We start from the raw sequence: 20,571 nt of genomic DNA on the forward strand, positions 1-20,571 counted from the left end.
TTACAATAAAACACAGCCCGCTTTTACACGGACTGCGCTCACTTTTATCTCATGGAACACTCCACTATTTCAGCTTTACTACCTTATCAAACAGTATGTGGAACTTATCCTCAAAACTCCGGTTGATATGCCAGTGCCCTGCGAACCACTGCTTAAAATCCAGCTTGCCGTAAAGCCATTCAAAATATCCTGTCAGTTCCGCATCATGTGTGTCGGGTGTTTTATTGATACGGTATATCATCGACTCAGGTATCGTATGTGTCAGCACATAATCCACCTTATATCCGACTTTCTCCAGATTCTCTCCTGCTTCCTTATACTCTTCCGAACTTGGCTTCTCCTGCGGCCACCAGCTGTATCCCTCTGTACGCATGTACCTGTCTATAGAATATGCCCCGCCAAAAGTGAAATACTTATCGCCGTCTATCTCAAACACCTGCCCGCGCATAAGGTGGTAGATATTATCAGCGACCTTGTGCGCCTTTCCGCCGCAGTAGTCCACCACAGGGTAACGTTCCAGCATGTCGAAGTTTTCGTGGTTTCCGTCAACGAACAGTATTGTAAACTTCTCTTTTGCCAGCTTTTTCAGGTTTATCTCGCTCTCACTGCCCACGCTCCAGACAAATCCGAAGTCGCCGCAGATAATGACCTTATCTCCCTCCTTCACTCCCGCACCTGCAAAGCGGTCAAGTGTATCGTCATAAAATCCGTGTGTGTCGCCTGTGATATATGTCATGTTTCTTCCTCCTCAATGACTTTTTCGTTTGCGTGCGCATAACATATGCGCTTTGGTTTAAAACTCTTTATCAGTTCCCAGTCCTTTTTTAGTGACTCGTTCTCATCATATGCCGCAAGGTATTCCATCGGTTCGAGGTCGCCCACAAGTGCCTCTCCGCTGTCCAGTATTACAGATACACTGTCCTCGCTGTGACTGGGTGTCGGTACTATCTCCCCAGATATGCCCAGCTTTTGCAGAAACTCCCTGCTCTGCCGACAGCTTATGACTTCCGCCTTGCTTTCGTCTATCGGCTGAACGTTCAGCCGCTTGTCGTGGGCAAATATCCTGTCCGAAAAATGCACATAGCCCACCTGCCTGTCCACCAGCAGAAGTTTCACGCCCTGTGCCGTCAGTTCACTTATCAGTCCCATATGGTCGGGGTGGAAATGCGTGGCAAGCACATAGTCTATGTCCTCCACCCTTATGTTATGCTGTTTTATCGCGCGGTAGAATGCCTGCATCGTCCCCGCATAATCGGTGTCCACCAGCAGATTTCCGCCCTTGCCCTCTATATAGAATGTATTCGTATTACCGTATCTTAACTGTATCATCGGACTCACCCTTTCTTTATCATTCGCAGTCATCACGATTTCAAGCGTTTGCCGCTCCTCCATCTGCGGAAGTTTCATACTTCCCGCTCTCATGACCTCATCATATAACAAAAAAGAGGACTGCATCACACAGTCCTCTCAAAGCATATTTAGCTGAATTTCGGTTCGCATGTCAGATTAACGCCTAAACGCTTGAATATCCTCTCGTCCACCGCACTGAGTATAACAGTCGAATGCACTTCGCAGCCGCGCAGCTTTTCAAGCTGATCCATAGCGCGTTTTGCATTTTCATCGGTGGCAGCGCAGATAGACAGTGCTATCAGCGTTTCATCTGTATGTATTCTGGGGTTGTTGTTTCCGAGATGATTTATCTTAAGGTTCTGGATAGGCTCGATGACATGGGGCGACATCAGCAGTACGCTGTCATCTATCTCCCCGAAATATTTCAGCGCGTTCAGCACCAGTGCCGAACATGCACCCAGCAGATTTGAGGTCTTGCCTGTTATTATGGTGCCGTCGGGCAATTCCATCGCGGCAGCGGGAGCGCCTGTTTCCTGCTCTTTCGCAAGAGCAGCGGCAACTGCCTTTCTGTCAGCGGTGCTGACTTTTGCCTGATTCATCAGCATTTCCAGTTTATAAGCATCCTCTTCGGAAGCCATGCCCTTCTTTCTTTCACAAAGAGCAACATAGTAGCGGCGGATTATCTCCTGCTTTGCAGCTTCACGAACCACTTCGTCATCAACGATGCAGTTTCCCGCCATATTTACGCCCATGTCGGTCGGTGACTTATAGGGCGACTCACCCAGTATATTCTCGAACATTGCATTCAGCACAGGGAAGATCTCAACATCACGGTTGTAGTTGACGGTCGTCTGCCCATATGCTTCAAGATGGAACGGATCTATCATATTGACATCATTGAGGTCAGCTGTCGCAGCCTCATACGCCAGATTTACAGGGTGCTTCAAAGGAATGTTCCATATGGGGAAAGTTTCAAACTTTGCATAGCCTGCATTTACTCCCCTCTTGTGCTCATGGTATAGCTGTGACAAGCAGGTAGCCATCTTTCCGCTTCCGGGACCCGGTGCGGTGATAACGACCAGCTTTCTGGAAGTTTCGATATAGTCGTTCTTGCCGTAACCCTCATCGCTCATTATCAGCGGCAGGTTAGAGGGATAACCCTCGATAGCGTAATGATGATACACCTTAACGCCCAGCGCCTCCAGCCTCTTCTGGAAAGCCACTGCCGAACGCTGACCCTCATATCTGGTCAGCACAACTGAACTAACATAAAGCCCTATCTTGGTGAACACGTTATATAGCCTTATAACGTCCACATCGTAGGTTATGCCCAGGTCACCGCGTATCTTGTTCTTCTCGATATCGCTTGCATTTATAACAATGACTATCTCAGCCTCGTCCTTCAGCTGCAAAAGCATCTGCAATTTGCTGTCAGGCTTGAAGCCCGGCAGAACGCGCGAAGCGTGGAAATCATCATACAGCTTTCCGCCGAACTCCAAATACAGCTTGTCACCGAAGTTCGCTATCCTCTCACGGATACGCTCAGACTGCATTTTCAAATATTTGTCATTATCGAAACCTATCTTACTACTGCTCATAAACATTCCCTTTTCTATCAGTAAAAATCAAAAAACATACAACATTGATTATACCACTTTCGGCGGGATTTGTCAACAAATGTCTGCACAAAAAACGCAAAAACAGCACACCCGCAGATGTACTGTTTTCCGTAATTATTTCATTTCTGTATAAAGTTTGTGAATGTGCCGTTGCCATTTACTGACAGCTTTGCCGCACCTACTTTATCTTCGCCAGCGCTGCATTCTTGTATTCGGGGTCATCGGTGACTTCCTTTATGACCTTGATGAAGTCGGGGAAAGTTACAGCAGTGTTCTCGTTGCTGAGTTCTATCTCTGCTATGGCTTTATCCTGCCAGAAAGGGTACACATCTATCTCGTAGTACAGGTTGTTCTCTGACAGACAGTACCTTGTCTTTCGTATCTGCCTGCGGGTAGTGTCAGCGTCCAGCAGCAGTGACAGATATTCCTCCTGCGTCAGCCTGCGCTCTATCTCCACCCGCTTCATATCGGTGACAGTCCTTTTCTCCGTCAGATAATATACGAAATTCCCGCCTGCACCGCGCTGACGCACCCTTACTTCGGTGCCGTCCTCCGACTTGAGATAAGTCTGTATTATCTCAACTCTCGAACAGTTCGGCAACGCCTCCAGCATTTCGGTATCAGGGTATTCTATCAGGAATTTGCGCTCTATCTCCAGCGGTTCGGGCTCACCCAGAAAAGCCGCTATCTCTGCTATCAGCCTTTGCATCTTGCCCTCAAAATCGGTGGAATTGTCTATTACACGCAGATGCGGGTGTCCCGTCCATGCGGCTATGAGTTTTTCATCTATCTCCCTCGCCTGTTCGGGAGTTTCAGTGCGTGCCTGATTGTTCGACAGCGTGTAGAAACTTTCCGCACCCTTCGCCGCCGTCACCAGATGGAAAACAGCATCATAGCTGTCCCTCAGCTGAACTTCGTTCCTGTCCACAAAATCCAGCACCTCCGCGAATTCTTCCTTCGACATGTACGCCTTGTTGTCAAGCGCGCCCCTGTCACATACTATAAGACATTTCTCCCCTTCCATGCCCTCAGCCGCCCGCACGAAAGCGCGCTCTTTAGTCATCTGCAATTCAAACAGACACTTCTGGAAATCTGCATTCGCAGCACATGTCACAGGCGATACACCGCCGTTTATCAGCTCGCTGGCAGTTTCGGGAATGAACAGTACCGTGTAGCCGACCTTGTTCAGTTCTTTCATTATGCGGCTCATGGCGGTGGATTTTCCTCCGCAGGGACCGCCTGTTATCACAATTTTTTTGATATCTTTCATGGTGATGACCTCCCCTGTGCTCTGTACTTCCATTATAATACAAACAGGGACAAAAGTCAACAATAAAACTCCGCCGCGCCGATCTCCCGTAATATTGCTATCCCGCTGACACACCATACTGTAGTAAACAGCCTTTCAGCGGGTATTAGCAATAGTTGGCGGTTTTCTTTTCCCTGCCGAAGGCGTGGGAAAGAAAATATCTCAATAGATGGTACTTGTTGTCACTTTATTCTCAGTGGTATCTTAGAGGTATAACCATATTTCAGAATATCATCGGCTGTACCTGAATGCCACTAAGAGCGGCGGCAATGGTTTCTTCAAGGCGCGAAAAGTCTGCCACCGCTGAGGTCGGCTTGTTCACACAGTCGTCCTGCGCACATGGCACGAAATAGTAGTGGCGGTAATTCTGTAAGAGCCCCAGATTTTTTGCACACCCCGAAAGCGCATCATTGGTGGATATCGCTATGACCACAGGTCTGCCGCCGCGCAGATGGCTCTTCACTGCCATAGTCAGCGGAGTATCGGTTATGCCCAGCGCCAGCTTTGCCGCAGTGTTGGCAGTGCATGGCGCGACCACCATCACATCACAGAGTTTTTTCGGACCTATCGGTTCGGCATCTTCTATGGTGGCTATGACAGGATTGCCTGTTATCTTTTCAAGCCGCTTGCGATGGTCTGCCGCTTTTCCGAAGCGAGTGTCGGTGTTTGCGGCGTTATATGACATTATCGGCAGCAGTTCTGCGCCCATATCGCGCAAACGTTCTGCCGCCGCAAAACTTTTCTCAAAAGTGCAGAAACTGCCCGATAAGCCGTAGCCTATCCGCACCTCTGCAAGGCTATTTTCTTTAAGCAATTGGTTTGCTCCTTTCATATATATTGCCAGATCTTCCCCCAGCCCCACCATCGGTCATGGCATTTATCCGCCCTCTTGCATTCTCCACCGAGTTCATCACCCGCCGACCGCCAACACTGACGCAAGATGCTGCCCAATTTTCGTCATCTTTTGTCAGATATCCCCCACCTCTCGCGAAATATCTCCCCGACAGCTTCACCCAACAGACTGCCTGCCGATGCGGGGGCAGTCTTTTCGGGCAGCGCAAGAGCATGTATCGCCTTGACCCCCAGCCTTTCGGCAGATAAGAAGTCAGTTCCGCCCGGTTTTGATGCAAGGTCTATTATAAGGACATTTTTTCGTACATCAGACAGCACTTTCTCAGCCAGGAGCAAAGCGGGCACTGTGTTTATGATGATGTCAAAATCAGAGGCGCGGTCACGGAGTTCTTTGACGTAAAAGGTTTCAAAGCCCTCTGTCCATGCGTCGGCAAGTGACTCCGCCCGTCGTGCGCAGACGGTGCAATCCGCCCCTACAGCCTTGAAAAGCCGCGCACAGCACTTAGCCGTCCTCCCGTACCCCAGCACAAGCACCCTGCTACCAAAGACCGTTTCCGCCGTTTCGTTCAAAGCTATCTGCAAAGCACCCTCAGCGGTAGGCAGACAGTTTTTTATCACAAGGCTCTCTCGTGCGAAGTAATCTTCACAGTTAAATCCGCAACTTTCAAAGAATGCTTTCTGTTCGGCTGAAAGCCTGCCGCCAAGCACCAACGCCCCCTGTTTAAGACGGCGTGTCAGCCTGTCAAAGCCGATCTCTTCGCCGCCTGCATTCACCTTAAGCCCGCCGCCCATCATCGGAAGCACCAGCACATCAGCCGAAACTGCCATATCCTCAGGCGAAACAAGCAAAGTCACACCCTCTTCAGCGCTGACATCTCCCACTGCATAAACTCTGCCAAAGCCGCATAATTCTCTGCACATATAGCTGAAACGCAGACCGCCGCCCGCGCACAAGATCACTTTTTCGTTCATATCTTAACCCCCTGTCAGGTCTTTGTTTTATGGTATGCGGCAGGCTCTTAATTTGTGAATTGGTATACTTTCACACTAATTTAAGGCTAATCAAGCATAAATTTTACGCGAATGTAAAATATTCGCTTTAAATTTTGTTCATAATCACGAAAAGTTTTTTTGATAATCCTATTGCTATTTTAGCCGAAATAGTATATAATTACATTATGCGATTGTGAGTTTTTGTGTATATTTCACTATCACAAATCTGACGCATAAATATAAAGACGCAAAGTCACAGATAGGAGCGAATCACATTGAAAAAGTTTGACAGTACAAAGATCAAAAATATTGCCATAGCAGGTCACGCAGGGTCGGGCAAGACTTCACTGACAGAGGCATTGTTATATAAGAGCGGCGCTGTAGACAGACTGGGCAAGGTGCTGGACGGCACTACAGTTTCCGACTATACCGCAGATGAAATAAAGCGCAAATGCTCGGTATACACATCGCTGTCGGCTATGGAAACAGGTGACCTGAAAGTCAACCTGCTGGACACCCCGGGTCTGTTCGATTATGAAAGCGGCATGGTGGAGGGCATCTTCGCCAGCGGATGCGTTATGATAACAGTTTCGGCTAAATCGGGCGTAAAGGTCGGCACACACAAGGCTTATGAGTGCGCCAAGAAGTTCGGAAAGCCCACCATGTTCGTAGTTACCAAGATAGATGATGAGAACGCAAACTTCAACAACGTTTTCACACAGTTAAAGACCGAGTTCGGTCCTACCGTTTGCCCTGTTGTGGTACCTGTCATCGCTGACAGAAAAATAGTTTCCTACATCAATCTGATAGAGATGAAAGCATATAAGTATGTTGACGGCAAGGCTGTTGAAACAGAAATGCCCACCGCAGAAGTTTCCGAGAAGATGGAATACCGTATCGATGGTCTGATAGAAGCAGTTTCCGAAGCTGTCGCTGAAACCGATGAAGAACTGATGGATAAGTTCTTCTCAGGTGAGGCATTCACCCAGAAAGAACTGATAGACGGTATCCACAAGGGCATGAACGCAGGTGTCATCACACCTGTTACCTGCGTTTCTTCCACCGACCTTTCGGGCGTTGACATGCTGCTGAAAGAGATCGACCTGCTGCTGCCTCCTCCCTCCGAAAAGGACGCTATGGTGGGCGAGAACGCCGATGGCGATGCGCTCGAGGTCGAGTGCAGAGAGAGCGACCCGCTGGCGGCATTCGTCTTCAAGACCGTTGCCGATCCGTTTGTTGGCAAGATGTCTTTCATCAAGGTGTTCGCAGGTACACTCAAACCCAATATGGAGGTCGTTAACGCCACCACAGGCAACACTGAAAAGGTCGGCAAGCTGATGAGTCTGCTGGGCAAAAAACAGCTTGATGTCACCGAAGCAGGCGCGGGCGACATAGTAGTTGCAAGCAAGATGAATGTCAACACCAACGATACCATCTGCGATGCTTCGAGAGTCGTTAAATTCCCTGCTATCGAGTTCCCCAAGCCTTGCTATAAAATGGCTGTAAAGGCTACCAAGCAGGGCGACGAGAGCAAGATATCCGCCGCTATAAGCAGACTGCTGGAAGAAGACCTGACTCTCAGATATGAACTTGACCCGTCTACCAACGAGATGATACTCAGCACACTGGGCGGTCTTCACCTTGATTCTGTTCAGGGCAGACTTAAGAACGACTTCGGCGTTGAAATGAATGTTGCTCCACCTAAGATAAGCTACCGCGAAACTATCCGCAAGAAAGTCAAGGTACAGGGCAGACACAAGAAGCAGTCGGGCGGTCACGGTCAGTATGGTGATGTATGGATAGAGTTCGAGCCTTGCGTATCTGACGAACTGATATTTGAGGAGAAGGTTTTCGGCGGTGCTGTACCTAAGAACTTCTTCCCCGCAGTTGAAAAGGGCTTGCAGGAGAGCGTCAAGAAGGGCGTGCTGGCAGGCTTCCCTGTAGTAGGTCTTAAGGCTATACTGGTCGATGGTTCTTACCACCCTGTTGACTCTTCCGAAATGGCATTCAAGATGGCAGCGTCCATCGCTTATAAGGAAGGTCTCAGACAGGCTGAGCCTATCCTGCTTGAACCTATCGGTGCGCTGAACGTTATCGTTCCCGATGACAACACAGGCGACATGATGGGCGAACTTAATAAGCGACGCGGAAGAGTTCTCGGCATGAACCCCACCGAAAAACACGGTCTGACCGAGATAGTGGCAGAAGTTCCGATGGCAGAGATGCAGGACTTCACACTGACCCTAAGACAGATGACACAGGGCAGAGGTTCATTCACATTCGAGAAGGTAAGATATGAGCCGCTTCCTGCAAATCTGGTGGCAGATGTTATCGCTAAGAACGCTGTAACAGACTAAATATCAAATAAACAGCAAGAGCCGCGTGCATTCAGCACACGGCTCTTTTTCGCGTATCAGACCTAAAAAATATCCGCCTCCTCGCGGAAGCGGATACTTCATCTCAAAAATTACTCAGCCTGAGGAGCGCCAACAGGACATGTACCTGCGCAAGCACCGCAATCCAGACATGCAGAAGCGTCGATAACGCACTTGCCGTCAGCCTCAGAAATAGCACCTACGGGGCACTCAGCCATGCAAGCGCCGCAGCCGATGCAATCGTCATTGATCTTATAAGCCATAGTAATATACCTCCTTGAAATACTCGTTTCGGAACTTCTGACGCCCACATCGTATGTCCGCGTCCGTCCCTCTTACAAATATAATAATATCACATTTTCACAAATAGTCAAGGGTTTTTATGAAAATTTAATGAAAAATTAATAAACGATTAGTTAAGACTAACTAATTCAATAGTTTGTAACGACTAACCAGCATAACATCATAGCCGAACCATCGCAGAAAGTCGTTATTCCCACGCAGAAACGCGATTTTGTCAGTGCAGACTTACCTGCTTGCAGCAATGTTTTTTCACTTAAAACCGATGTGATATAAGGAAAATAGCAGTTTTAAAGTTAGCTGCGGTTAACATTTAATTCACAAAGTCAAACTTCGGCTGACTGAACAGCTTTTCTGTCCCAAAGCGATACAAGATTAAAAATTTCATTAACATTCATATAATTATAAAGAATAAAACGTTTTCGTATGTTATAATACGACTATGCGGATAAGACAGTTTTTATTCAAGCAGCTGAAAACTGTTGTAAAATACGTACAAAATCACTGAGATATCTCAGGAATGGGGAGGACTAAAACAATGATAAAAGGTAAAATGTTAAAGACAGCCGCACTGACGGCTGCACTCATGCTGACACTTGCTGCTGCACCTGCAATGCAGAACAGCTTCGTTCAGCCCGCAGCACTGACCGCTTACGCTTATGAAGATACCGATATGAACTACACCACTGTAGAGTATAACGGCATTTCTTACGCAAAGTATTCCGATCACGTTGAGGCTAAGGGCTTCACATCAGGCAATTCTTCGGCTTCTTCACTGGTCATACCGTCCACTGTTGACGGTCTGCCTGTTACCGCCATCGCGCGCAACAGCTTCCAGTTTTGCGATAACCTGTCAAGCATCACTTTCCCGTCTTCACTTAAGACCATCGGCTACTATTCTTTCGGCTTCTGCAAAAATCTCACTTCCGTGACATTTCCAAGCAGCATCGACACCATCGAGATGCACGCATTCGAGTACTGTTCAAACCTTTCAACAGTTTCGTTCCCGAACAAGCTGGTAAAGATACACGATAAGTGCTTTGATGCTACACCCTGGCTGAAAGCAAAGAAAGCAGAAAGCAAGCTGGTCACCGTCAACGGCGCGCTGATCTACGCACAGGAGGCTTCAGGCGACATAACACTGTCTTCTGACATAAAGTATGTTTCTCCGGGTGCATTCTCACGCAACAGCAATATCTCATCTGTAGTGTTCCCCGCAGGCGTTACCGAACTGTGCGACAGCACTTTCTACATGTGTGACAATCTGAGAACAGTCGAACTGCCCGGTGTCACAAAGATATGCAACATGTCACTGGCAGGCTGCCCTTCACTGAGAGATCTGAAGATCTGCGGCAACCTTACCGAGATCGAACAGTACGCTTTCCTTGACACAGATAATTCCTGCACTGTCACATTCTATGGCAGTCAGTCCAAATGGAACAGTGTTGACAAACCATCCTGCACATTCCTCAATAATGCGAACATGGTCTACGATACCACCCACACCGATCCCGAACCTCAGCCGCAGACAAATGTCAGCCCTAAGTTCTCGAATATCGAGTACAACTCACAGTTCCACCAGATAAGATTCAGCTGGAACAAAATAGACGGCGCTACCAACTACGGCATAGCTGTCAAGCTGGCAGGCAAGTGGAGAGTTCAGGGCGGCACACTTTCTGCTAACACATTCTCCTACACCACCCCAAAGAACCTTACACCCGGCAAGTCCTATCAGGTAGCACTGGGCGCTAAGGTGAACGGCGAATGGACTTTAGCAGAGTCCGTAAAGAACGCTGTTACTGTTACCGTTAAATAAGACGATAACTCAATAAGGCATCAAAAGACGCTTCCGCTTTTTCGGCGGAAGTGTCTTTTTTGCCCGAATGCTTAATATAAAAAAACGGCTGCACCCGATGGCACAGCCGTTAAAGTCAGATATTTACTTTACAGTTACAGTCACTGCATTTTTGATAGCATTCACGATATCCCATGTTCCGTTCACTCTTGCGGCGATAGCTACCTTGTAGCTCATGCCGGGAGTCATGTTCTTAGGCGAAGTGTAGCTGTTGGTGGTGATGTTTGAAGTCTGTATTCTCCACTTTCCTGCGAGATATACAGCGATGCCGTACTTGTCAGCACCCGCTACCTTATCCCATGTGAAGCGCATCTGATGATACTGTTCGCTGTACTCTACCTTTATGTTGGTGGGGTATGCAGCAGTCGATGCAGCCTTAGGCGAAACAGTCACAGCGTTGGAATAATCAGCGTTCCACTTGCCGTTCGCGTAAACAAGAACAGCTACCTTGTAGTCATTGCCTGCCTTGAGGTTCTTGACGGTATAGGTGGTGCTGTCAGTTTCAGCCAGTTTGACCCACGCATTGTTCTGATAGCCGTATACAGCATACTTCGATGCACCCGATACCTTGTTCCAGTTCAGCTGAACACTGCTGTCAAGAGGTGTAGCGGATATCTTGGGTGCTTTCACTTCCTCAACAGGTGCAGCGCCTGTCAGCTTGCCGTAAACAATGCCGCAGCCAACGGTTGACATGTATACTTTGCCGAATTCGTCCATGTCACCAACGAGGTAGTTGCCGTTGCCTGTGCCGCCGTAGAGGTGGTCGGTATTGATGCAATCCCAGCTGTTTCCGCCGTCAGTCGAGCGGTAGATGCCCTCAGGGTCAGACTCGGTGGGTTTGCCGTACATGTACAGTGCATTGACATCGCCCGCCTTTTCAGGTGCGCCGTAGCCGACAGTCTTTGCATAGTAAACGTCCAGCTTATCTACCTTAGCGCCCTTGTCGGATATCTTGTACATACCGTACCAGCCGCCTGCCATGACGATAGAACCGTCACCCAGATAAGCGGGGTCGCCTGTGCTGTCGCACATGTCATATCTGCAAACAGGTGTAGCCGTGAATGTTGCGCCGTAGTCAGTGCTGATGTAGAACGAGTAATGGCATTCATCGTAGGTAGGTTCTTTCTTGGTGGTATCATAGAACCAGTATTCGTTATACTTTACGCCCGATGCGTAAACGATAGATGGGTCTTTGGGGTCAACGAGAGTATATACAGCCTTTGAAGAATCAACGCCCGAAGACTTGTTCCATGTCCCGCCGAAGTCGTCAGAATAGCTTACCGAGCCCGTTTTGCTGGTATTGATTATCCTGTACTTGCCGTTCTTAAGCTGTGTTATAGACAGCTTGCCGCCTGTGCATGCAGGTGCAAATGCAGTCCATGTCTTGCCTCTGTCGAGGGTGTAATATGCGCTTGCACCGTTGCCGCCGTTTTCAGATGTCCTTGCCCATACATCGGTATTCTGTGGGCAAACAGCTATTGCAGAGGTCGAACCCATGTTGGGCTGATACTGCTGACCGATGGTCTTTTCATCGGCGTGTACAAAGCCGTCATAGTCACCGATAGCCGAAAGGTCAAGACCGTCAGGCGTGCTGACAAAGTCCAGCGAAACAACTTCTTCTATACCATCGGGATGGAATGTGAATACAGGCAGTTTATCCTGATCTGTGCTCCACAGATTGTCGCACACAAATACGCCGTTGCCCGATGTTATGAACATTCTGTCAGAGTTGCGCGGGTCGGTAACAACAGTGCCCGACCAGTGTATAGCCTTTTCTCTTATCCAGTCATAACCGCCGTCCTGCAAATATTCAGAAACGAGCGGCTGATTCCAGCCATGAGTTTTGCCGGGTGTGAAATTCTCCCAAGTCTTGCCGCCGTCGAATGAACGGAAGTACTGGTCGCCCCAGACTGCGCCGTGATCGTCAGTCCATGGTCCCCACAGCTGATCCTGCCACTTGCCGCAGCTGCCTGCGATGAGGTGGTCGGGGTTAGCCGGGTCAGCCCATATCGAGCCAAGACCCACACCGCTCTCGAATATCTGCGAAACTGCACCTGTCTTAGGCGAATATCTGTAGCCGCCGCCCGAACCGCCGTTGAATGCCAGACCTGCGATGTAGGTTATCAGCAGATCGCCGTTAGGGTCGATATTTATCCTTGAAGGATATACATTTGTAGGCAGATCGGCGCTAAGTGCCTTGAAATTGTCATCGCTGACATTTGCAACATGCACGTTCGCAACGCCTGTCTTAGAAGTGCCGACATACACCTTGCCGCCTGTTATGGCGATATTAGCCACACCATTCTGTGTCTGGTACTCACCATCGGATACCGAACGTGCAACAACACTGCCCCATGTAGGCCACTTTGTAGTGCTGTCAAAAAGACCCAGCTTGTCATAGCCAAGTACAGGTTCCCATGTTTCGCCGCCGTCGGTGGACTTTATCAGCGCCGACTTTGAGTTCTCGTCAGATGTAACATCGCCGCCTGCATAAATGATATTGGGGTCATCGGGGTCTACCGCGATAGCTTCGCCGCACTGTCTGCCGTCACCGTTGCCCATTACCTTGATAAGGTGGGTAACATCGATCTCCTTGAAAGTCTTGCCGCCGTCAGTGGTCTTGAAGATGACAGTCTTTTCAGCCGAGAAATATGCACAGCCGCACAGGAAGTACACAGTGTCATCATCGGTGGGGTCAACAGCCATCGCATCTACGCTGAGAAGACCTCTGTCAGCCTCGTTGATGAAGCCGAAAAGCTGTTCCCAGCACTCGGTATCGTAGTTGTACCTGTAAGCGCCGCCGACATCAGTCCTCGCATACATCACCTGTTTGCCTGTAACGATGCCCGAAACAAATCCGCCGCCGCCTATCCTCAGCGTGCCCCACTCCATCGAAGAAGAGATGTCCTGCGCCGAAGCCTCAATGAAAGAACTGCCTGCATCTGCAAAAGGCACAGCCGCCGCAGTCAGGCATACAGCCAGAAGTCCTGCCAGTGTTTTCTTGAAAACATTCATAATTATACCTCCATATTCATAATGTATTTTTCAGACCTCACCATTCTGTGAGTTCTGATATCGTCATCTTATGTCTGTAATTTTATCACAAATATATTTCAATTTCAATGGATTTTTTATAAATATTTTTAACATATGCTGTCATACCCATGCAAAATGTTCGCACGCCGCCTTGTGCCAGCCCCAAAAGCCGCAGATTTTCAGCATTCAGCCGTCGTTAACAAACACATCACAATAAAAAAATCGGCTGTACAGATGCTCTCTATACAGCCGAAATATTCAGAAATGAAACTATTTTAACATCAACACTTGTGTTGTCAATATAAATATATTCGCTTTTATTAGAACTTTGCCAATTCATCAGCCGACAACAGCTTGTAGCCAGCATCGGTGAGGGCTTCTATGGCGTTCTCATTGCTGTCAACACGCAGTATCAGACATGCTGTGACCTCAGATGGGTTCAGGAATGCCGAATACATGTACTCAACGCTGATATTTGCCTTGTACAGCGTCTTCATGATAGATGCCATTCCGCCGGGCTTGTCGTCAGCGGTAACAGCGATGACATTAGTCACCTTTACCAGATAGTCAGCCGTTTTAAGACACTCTATCGCCTTGTCGGTATCATCGACTATCAGCCTGAGTATGCCGAAATCACTGCTGTCGGCAGTGGTGATAGCCCTGATGTTTATGCCGCCGTTTTTCAGCGCTGCCGTAACATCTGACAGTCTGCCCGGCTTGTTCTCAACAAATATGGATATCTGCTTTATTGTCATGTTCTTACCTTCTTTCATTTTTTGTCAGCCGCGATGCGCGTCAGTTCATACCAGCTTCCTCTTGTCGATGACTCTTACCGCCTTGCCCTCGCTTCTCGGTATGCTCTTAGGTTCAACAAGGCTTATCTTCGCCCTGATGCCCAATATCTGAACGATGTCAGCGCTCAGCTTCTTTTCAAGTTCTGATACCGACTTGATGGTATCACCGAACATCTCGTCCGAAAGTTCTACCTTTATCTCGAATGTGTCAACATTGCCCACTCTGTCTACCACTATCTGGTAGTTAGGTGTAGCATTGAAATCTTTCAGCAGAACAGTTTCTATCTGTGACGGGAATACGTTTACGCCCTTGATTATCAGCATATCGTCGCTTCTGCCCATCGGCTTGCACATCTTGACCAGTGTTCTGCCGCAGGAACATTTGCCGCGTGTCAGTATGCAGATATCTCTTGTGCGGTATCTCAGCAGAGGAAATGCCTCTTTGGTGATGCTGGTGAACACCAGTTCGCCCTTTGAACCTTCAGGCAGTACCTCGCCCGTGTCGGGGTCGATTATCTCAGCTATGAAGTTATCTTCGTTGATGTGCATACCTGTCTGCTCTTCGCACTCAAAAGCCACACCGGGACCCGAAGTTTCGGTCAGACCGTAGATGTCATAAGCCTTAAGACCCAGCGACTTCTCTATCTCCTGCCTCATCTCCTCAGTCCAGGGTTCAGCACCGAAAATGCCCGCTTTCAGTTTGAGTTCGTCGGGAGATATGCCCATCTCCTTTACGGTTTCGCCTATATAAGCCGCGTAAGAAGGTGTACAGCAAAGTATAGTCGTGCCCAGATCCTGCATGAACTGTATCTGTCTTTCGGTGTTGCCCGATGACATTGGCAGTGTAAGACATCCCACCTTATGCGAACCGCCGTGAATTCCTGCGCCGCCCGTAAACAGACCGTAGCCGTAAGCCACCTGCAAAACATCGTCCTTAGTGCCGCCTGCCGCAGTTATGGCACGCGCCACGCAGTTTTCCCACATGTCAACATCGTTCTGTGTGTAGAAAGCCACTACCCTCTTGCCTGTGGTACCGCTGGTGGACTGTATGCGCACGCACTCAGACTTCGGCACAGCCAGCATACCGTCAGGATAGTTCTCGCGCAGGTCAGCCTTTGAGATAAAAGGCAGTTTGTGAAGATCCTCAACGCCCTTGATATCATCGGGGGTCACGCCCTTTTCTTCCATCAGTCTGCGGTAGTAAGGCACATTGTCCCACACATGCCTGACCTGTTTAACAAGCCTTTCGCTTTGCAGAGCGACCATCTTGTCATGTTCCATTGTTTCAATGTCCTTGTCCCAATAGATCTTTTCTGCCATTGGATATCAACTCCTTCAAATGATATTAACGGGTAGCCCCGCCATTTTTTTACTGTTCTTGCTTTTATTTCCTTTGCGGTCATACCGTTTTAAATTGCTAAATCGGCATGACCGCAAACACCCGCTTTCCCCATATCGGGGGAAAGCGAGATATCTGTGTTATTCGTTTTTATCAGCCATTCGCACGAAAACATTCTGCCCCGCCCGAATACCTGACCTATCTCAGCATCAAGCCTGTTCTCTGCCCAGTGCAAAAGCCTTTCTGTTCAGTTCAAGGAACTTAGCGGGAACGCAGTGTTCCAGTGCCGCCTGCCATACGTCTTCAGCGAAATCCATCTTTTTGGACACAACGCCCATCAATACAACGTTTGAAGCCTTAGAAGTACCTGCCTGCTCAGCCAGTGTCAGCGCATCGACATCTATCACGCTTATGCCCTGTGCTTTCAGCTTTGCGATTATCTCATCGGGATAAACAGCCGCGCCGTTGATGACAGGCATCGGGTCTATCTGCTGGGTGGAAGTCACGATATGACCGCCCTTTTTGAGGTACTGCACGTATCTTGCGGCTTCCAGCTGTTCAAAGCTGATGATTATGTCCGCCTCACCCTTTTCAACAACAGGCGAATATACCTTATCGCCGTATTTTACATATGTAACTACCGAACCTCCGCGCTGGCTCATGCCGTGTACCTCGCTGACTTTTACATCAAAGCCCTGCGAAAGCAGCACGTTGCCCAGTATCCTTGAAGCCAGCAGCGAACCCTGTCCGCCAACGCCGACTATCATTACAGATTTAGTTTCCATTTATATTACAACTCCTTTGTTATTATAATTACGTCAGCACAAACAAAGCGCATCACAGATAAGAAGATCACCTTATCTATTCAGATCTCTCTGCGCTTCTCATAATGTCTTTGCTCATCTTCTCTTTTTTCTTATCAATGTGTATCATTATGAGATTATACACTATCACCAAAAAACACGGTACCGTTTTTTTCCAACTGGAAGTCAATATATAGCAGATCCACCTCCAGCTTATACAGCTTATACCCAATCCCCAAAATGTACCAAGCAAATAGTATGCTAGAACCGAACAGCAGACAGCGCTCAGGACAGTTCTGATGGTCGTCTTTGCTCCACTGGACTCTACGCTCCACTTGATATTGCACACGATCGCAATGATACTCGGGATGATCAGCCATGAAAGTTCGAGTGCCATTATACCCATATTTGCAAAGTTTATCCCGTTCTGAGATCTCATTACACCTGACAAAAATACAAAGAACGAACACCATGCCAGCACCAAAATAGCGAGCCCGATGATAAGTATCCTTTTTATTACAGATCTGGTTTCCATTTATATTACAACTCCTTAGTTGACATCATCATGTTAAACCTATCATCTTAAACATTTTCACGGCTCATCTTATCGCAGAATTTACCTGCCAGCAGAAAAGCTATCATCGTTGGTATCGCATTAAACTGTACCGCCCCGCCGTTTTCGGCTATAAAGAACTCCCAACTGTGCGCTGCCCTGTATTCAGAGGAATATCCCGTTCCCATAGGCACACGGCTGATAACGCTCATAACATATGCGCCCAGCAGAGATAAAGTCAGCAAGGCAAATATCCCTATCAGCACGTACTTTGATAATCCCTTGAACCATATTGTCGCAAGAACGATGATCGTCGCCAGAAAGATCAAAAGTATCCATAAATTAATGCGCCCAAACGGCAGAAAGTATAACACAGCCATAAAGAACAGCGGCAGTGCAGAAACAGTTCCGAATACCGTTTCCTTTGCTGACGGTCTGCCATCTTTCGATTTAAGATCGCTTATCAGAAAATTCGTCAGCAGAGCGGCTGATGCGCCGTAGATCAAGTAAGCCACTATATATTCCCACGCAGACCATTTTTCATGGAATAAGTACAGATGCAGAGAAGTGAAAGCGATAGATACCGCACAAAGCAGTAACTCGTTTATATAAAGCACACGTTTCATAAACGCTCACTCCCTTTCATCACTTCCCAATAGCGCCCAGCTTTGCCAGCGCACCTATACCGCCGACTATCGTTATCAGGTAGCCGATAACAAGGTCTTTATAGAAAGAGCCCTTTTTGCCGAAAGCCTCCAGCAGGTCGAGCACCTTACTGTAACATTCACCGAAAGACATCTCACCTTCCATCGCGCGGTAAAGCGATATGCCGTAGTTGAGCCTTGTGGCAAAATATACCGATACCAGCACTATGACACCCGCTATCACCACGCCGACTTTGCTCATGTCCTTGCCCAGCAGCAAATACCCGCCAAACGCGCCCAGAAATATAGCAACGCCGCCGATAACGGCTATCTTGCCGGCCAATCCTATCAGGCACCATATGCCTATACCCAGCAGAGCACCGATCAGCGCACCAACAGTGCCCATCACCTTGTTATCACTATCGTACATTTTTTTATCTCCTTATTGCATATATTTTTCTCTTGTGAACTCTCTGCCCCGCGATGACCGCATACAGCCCCGCAGAGCAGACAGCCCGTCAGCCCCGCAGACAAACTGCGGCGCACAATTATTCAGATCAGTCGTTGCCCTTGATAGCGCTGAATTTGCACATCTCGGTGCAGATGCCGCAGCCTACACATTGGGTATGGTCTATTACCATCTTCTTGTTGTGGATAGAAATTGCGGGACAGCCTATCTTAAGACACTGCTTACAGCCAACACACTTATCCTGATCGCAGTGAAGTGCGGGCTTGTGCTTAACATATTTCAGCAGAGCGCATGGTCTTCTGGAAATGATGACAGAAGGCTCTTCCTTAGCCAGTTCTTCCTTTATGACAGCTTCTGTTTCAGCCATGTGATAAGGGTCTACCACACGCACGCTCTTTATGCCGATAGCGTGACAGAGATCTTCCAGATTTACAGCCGCCGCAGGGTCACCCTTGAGGTTCTTGCCTGTGGTCGGGTTCTGCTGGTGACCTGTCATGCCTGTTATGGAGTTGTCAAGTATTATCACAGTTGAATTTGTAGCATTGTACGCGATGTTCACCAGACCTGTCATACCGCTGTGCATGAAAGTCGAGTCACCTATAACAGCAACAGACTTCTTCTCGGCATCAGCGCCCAGCGCCTTATTGAAGCCGTGCAGTGCAGATATGGAAGCGCCCATGCAGATGGTGGAATCCATCGCGCACAGAGGAGCGGTAGCGCCCAGTGTGTAACAGCCTATATCGCCCGAAACGTTCACTTTCAGCTTGCTCAGGCAGTAGAACAGACCTCTGTGAGGACAGCCCGCGCACATTACAGGAGGTCTTACAGGTACAGTTTCCTCAAAGGTGTCAAACTCAGGCTTTATGCCCAGTACCTGCTCGCGTATCTTAGTCTGGCTTATCTCGCCCAGCCAGCCGAACAGTTCCTTGCCCTGACATGCAACGCCGTTCTTCTTGCAGTGTGTTTCGATGACATCATCAAGTTCTTCAATAACGATGACGCGCTTGCACTTTGCGGCGAAATCCTTTATTATCTGTACAGGCATCGGGTTGACGATACCCAGTTTGAGGTAATTAACGGTGTCGCCCAGTGCCTCTTTAGCGTACTGGTAGCATATGCCTGCGGTGATGATGCCTATTTCAGCGCCATTGTCCTCAACTGTGTTAAGCGGACATGACTCACCGTACTCAGCGATAGCCCTCATCCTGTCCTCAACTATGGGGTGTCTGCGGATAGCGTTTCCGGGCATCATAACGTACTTAGCGGCATTCTTCTCGTAGGGGATAGGCTCGCGCTCTTCCCTGTCGCACAGTTCAACAGCCGACTGCGAGTGCGCAACTCTGGTGGACATTCTCACGATGACAGGCACATCAAACTTCTCCGAAAGTTCAAAAGCCATCTTTGTGTATTCCTTGCACTCAGCCGAGTCGGAAGGCTCTACCATCATGGTCTTGGAAGCCGCCGCATGGTGACGTGAATCCTGTTCGTTCTGTGAAGAGTGCATGCCCGGGTCATCAGCAACAGCAATGACCATGCCGCCTGTTACGCCTGTGTAGCCCGCAGTGTAAAGAGGGTCAGCGGCAACGTTCAGACCAACGTGCTTCATGCCGCAGAAACTTCTAACGCCCGCGATGGAAGCGCCCAGTGCGACCTCCATAGCGACCTTCTCGTTAGGTGCCCACTCAGCGTATATCTCATCGTACTTAGCGGCAGCTTCGGTTATCTCGGTCGAGGGTGTGCCCGGATAAGAAGAAACGACCTTACAGCCTGCTTCATAAAGTCCTCTGGCAAAAGCCTCGTTGCCAAGCATCAGTGTTTTCATAGCGATCTTTCCTTTCATGCAGGGCTGACTTTTCAGCCCTCATCAATGTGATTTTCACAAGTCAGTGATACTTTTAATGATATGTAATGACATTATATCACATTTCACACCGAAATGCAATAGGCGGCGCATATTTTTTATCTAAAATGACAGAAAATGCCATCTAAAAAAGAACACGCTCTCTTTTCTCAGTGAAAAAACACTATCATGAAAATTTCAATGTCTTCTATATATACGGTTTACGCGCATCTTTTTTATGGTAAAGATCCATGTGATATCCCACGAATTTACAGCTTACTTTCTGTGAACTTTTCACGATTCGGTGACGGTTTTGTCAGACACACCATGATATAACTCTTTTTTCTGTATCTCCGACACCATCATCAGCCCTCTCCGCCCGGAACCTTACCCCAACGAAAAAAATGCTTGCAAAATCTGCGCAGATATAGTATAATAGT

17 protein-coding genes are annotated in these 20,571 nt (G+C 48.3%); 2 read left to right on the forward strand and 15 right to left on the reverse strand.

Translation table 11 applies throughout. The features are described 5' to 3' along the window. Window positions 1-64: 64 nt before the first annotated feature. The 6 genes from CUS_RS00610 to CUS_RS00635 form a co-directional block, all read right to left on the reverse strand. The gene (locus CUS_RS00610; protein WP_002846904.1) at window positions 65-736 is read right to left on the reverse strand and encodes a metallophosphoesterase; all 672 of its coding nucleotides are present in this window, start codon (window positions 734-736) and stop codon (window positions 65-67) included. After that, complete coding sequence (locus CUS_RS00615) at window positions 733-1,407, reverse strand: MBL fold metallo-hydrolase (protein WP_002846889.1); 675 nt, start codon at window positions 1,405-1,407, stop codon at window positions 733-735. Before CUS_RS00615 ends, CUS_RS00610 begins: the two co-directional genes overlap by 4 nt. Window positions 1,408-1,478: 71 nt before the next feature. After that, complete coding sequence (locus CUS_RS00620) at window positions 1,479-2,948, reverse strand: DUF1846 domain-containing protein (RefSeq protein ID WP_002846920.1); 1,470 nt, start codon at window positions 2,946-2,948, stop codon at window positions 1,479-1,481. 199 nt (window positions 2,949-3,147) lie between these two features. After that, window positions 3,148-4,239: an AAA family ATPase gene (locus CUS_RS00625; protein ID WP_037275876.1), complete on the reverse strand. Its 1,092-nt coding sequence runs from the start codon at window positions 4,237-4,239 to the stop codon at window positions 3,148-3,150. A gap of 262 nt (window positions 4,240-4,501) precedes the next feature. After that, window positions 4,502-5,110: a dipicolinate synthase subunit B gene (locus CUS_RS00630; protein WP_050792193.1), complete on the reverse strand. Its 609-nt coding sequence runs from the start codon at window positions 5,108-5,110 to the stop codon at window positions 4,502-4,504. A gap of 125 nt (window positions 5,111-5,235) precedes the next feature. Continuing rightward, window positions 5,236-6,102 carry a dipicolinate synthase subunit DpsA gene (locus tag CUS_RS00635; protein WP_002846923.1) on the reverse strand — a complete coding sequence of 289 codons (867 nt, stop codon included), beginning with the start codon at window positions 6,100-6,102 and terminating at the stop codon, window positions 5,236-5,238. A 296-nt stretch (window positions 6,103-6,398) separates the two neighbouring features. On the opposite strand from CUS_RS00635, the gene CUS_RS00640 reads away from it, so the two are divergent. Then, on the forward strand, window positions 6,399-8,480 hold the full coding sequence (locus CUS_RS00640; RefSeq protein ID WP_002846893.1) for an elongation factor G: 2,082 nt from the start codon (window positions 6,399-6,401) through the stop codon (window positions 8,478-8,480). A 110-nt stretch (window positions 8,481-8,590) separates the two neighbouring features. Here CUS_RS00640 and CUS_RS00645 read toward each other — a convergent pair whose 3' ends face one another. Continuing rightward, window positions 8,591-8,761: a DUF362 domain-containing protein gene (locus tag CUS_RS00645; protein WP_002846903.1), complete on the reverse strand. Its 171-nt coding sequence runs from the start codon at window positions 8,759-8,761 to the stop codon at window positions 8,591-8,593. Window positions 8,762-9,336: 575 nt separating this feature from the next. On the opposite strand from CUS_RS00645, the gene CUS_RS00650 reads away from it, so the two are divergent. After that, a complete protein-coding gene (locus CUS_RS00650) occupies window positions 9,337-10,614 on the forward strand; it encodes a leucine-rich repeat domain-containing protein (RefSeq protein ID WP_002846897.1) in 1,278 nt (425 codons plus the stop codon). Between the two features lie 123 nt (window positions 10,615-10,737). On the opposite strand, the gene CUS_RS00655 is transcribed toward CUS_RS00650, so the two are convergent. The 8 genes from CUS_RS00655 to iorA all read right to left on the reverse strand — a co-directional run bounded on the left by CUS_RS00655 (window position 10,738) and on the right by iorA (window position 20,113). After that, window positions 10,738-13,668, reverse strand: a complete 2,931-nt coding sequence (locus CUS_RS00655) for a sialidase family protein (RefSeq protein WP_002846888.1) — start codon at window positions 13,666-13,668, stop codon at window positions 10,738-10,740. A 341-nt stretch (window positions 13,669-14,009) separates the two neighbouring features. Then, entirely contained in the window at window positions 14,010-14,462 is a 453-nt protein-coding gene (locus tag CUS_RS00660; protein ID WP_002846906.1) for an ACT domain-containing protein, read from the reverse strand. Between the two features lie 27 nt (window positions 14,463-14,489). Continuing rightward, entirely contained in the window at window positions 14,490-15,803 is a 1,314-nt protein-coding gene (locus tag CUS_RS00665; RefSeq protein ID WP_002846919.1) for a phenylacetate--CoA ligase family protein, read from the reverse strand. 228 nt (window positions 15,804-16,031) lie between these two features. Further along, window positions 16,032-16,607, reverse strand: coding sequence for an indolepyruvate oxidoreductase subunit beta (locus CUS_RS00670; protein ID WP_002846894.1), 576 nt, complete (start codon window positions 16,605-16,607; stop codon window positions 16,032-16,034). 76 nt (window positions 16,608-16,683) lie between these two features. Beyond that, window positions 16,684-17,160 (reverse strand): hypothetical protein, encoded by a 477-nt coding sequence (locus CUS_RS00675; RefSeq protein WP_037275882.1) that lies wholly within the window; start codon window positions 17,158-17,160, stop codon window positions 16,684-16,686. Window positions 17,161-17,207: 47 nt separating this feature from the next. Further along, window positions 17,208-17,804: a hypothetical protein gene (locus CUS_RS00680; protein WP_002846901.1), complete on the reverse strand. Its 597-nt coding sequence runs from the start codon at window positions 17,802-17,804 to the stop codon at window positions 17,208-17,210. Between the two features lie 19 nt (window positions 17,805-17,823). Beyond that, a complete protein-coding gene (locus CUS_RS00685; RefSeq protein WP_002846900.1) occupies window positions 17,824-18,252 on the reverse strand; it encodes a hypothetical protein in 429 nt (142 codons plus the stop codon). A 127-nt stretch (window positions 18,253-18,379) separates the two neighbouring features. Further along, window positions 18,380-20,113, reverse strand: a complete 1,734-nt coding sequence (gene iorA, locus CUS_RS00690) for an indolepyruvate ferredoxin oxidoreductase subunit alpha (RefSeq protein ID WP_002846917.1) — start codon at window positions 20,111-20,113, stop codon at window positions 18,380-18,382. Between the last annotated feature and the right edge of the window lie 458 nt (window positions 20,114-20,571).

The organism is Hominimerdicola alba 8 (assembly GCF_000178155.2).
In the GTDB taxonomy this organism is placed as follows: Bacteria; Bacillota; Clostridia; order Oscillospirales; family Ruminococcaceae; genus Hominimerdicola; species Hominimerdicola alba_C.

Coding starts and splice junctions, on each gene's coding strand:
- CUS_RS00630 (WP_050792193.1), bottom strand. CDS start 5,110: ATGAAAGGAGCAAACCAATTGCTTAAAGAAAATAGCCTTGCAGAGGTG.
- CUS_RS00645 (WP_002846903.1), bottom strand. CDS start 8,761: ATGGCTTATAAGATCAATGACGATTGCATCGGCTGCGGCGCTTGCATG.
- CUS_RS00650 (WP_002846897.1), top strand. CDS start 9,337: ATGATAAAAGGTAAAATGTTAAAGACAGCCGCACTGACGGCTGCACTC.
- CUS_RS00655 (WP_002846888.1), bottom strand. CDS start 13,668: ATGAATGTTTTCAAGAAAACACTGGCAGGACTTCTGGCTGTATGCCTG.
- CUS_RS00675 (WP_037275882.1), bottom strand. CDS start 17,160: ATGGAAACCAGATCTGTAATAAAAAGGATACTTATCATCGGGCTCGCT.
- CUS_RS00670 (WP_002846894.1), bottom strand. CDS start 16,607: ATGGAAACTAAATCTGTAATGATAGTCGGCGTTGGCGGACAGGGTTCG.
- CUS_RS00680 (WP_002846901.1), bottom strand. CDS start 17,804: ATGAAACGTGTGCTTTATATAAACGAGTTACTGCTTTGTGCGGTATCT.
- CUS_RS00625 (WP_037275876.1), bottom strand. CDS start 4,239: ATGAAAGATATCAAAAAAATTGTGATAACAGGCGGTCCCTGCGGAGGA.
- iorA (WP_002846917.1), bottom strand. CDS start 20,113: ATGAAAACACTGATGCTTGGCAACGAGGCTTTTGCCAGAGGACTTTAT.
- CUS_RS00620 (WP_002846920.1), bottom strand. CDS start 2,948: ATGAGCAGTAGTAAGATAGGTTTCGATAATGACAAATATTTGAAAATG.
- CUS_RS00665 (WP_002846919.1), bottom strand. CDS start 15,803: ATGGCAGAAAAGATCTATTGGGACAAGGACATTGAAACAATGGAACAT.
- CUS_RS00685 (WP_002846900.1), bottom strand. CDS start 18,252: ATGTACGATAGTGATAACAAGGTGATGGGCACTGTTGGTGCGCTGATC.
- CUS_RS00615 (WP_002846889.1), bottom strand. CDS start 1,407: ATGAAACTTCCGCAGATGGAGGAGCGGCAAACGCTTGAAATCGTGATG.
- CUS_RS00635 (WP_002846923.1), bottom strand. CDS start 6,102: ATGAACGAAAAAGTGATCTTGTGCGCGGGCGGCGGTCTGCGTTTCAGC.
- CUS_RS00660 (WP_002846906.1), bottom strand. CDS start 14,462: ATGAAAGAAGGTAAGAACATGACAATAAAGCAGATATCCATATTTGTT.
- CUS_RS00610 (WP_002846904.1), bottom strand. CDS start 736: ATGACATATATCACAGGCGACACACACGGATTTTATGACGATACACTT.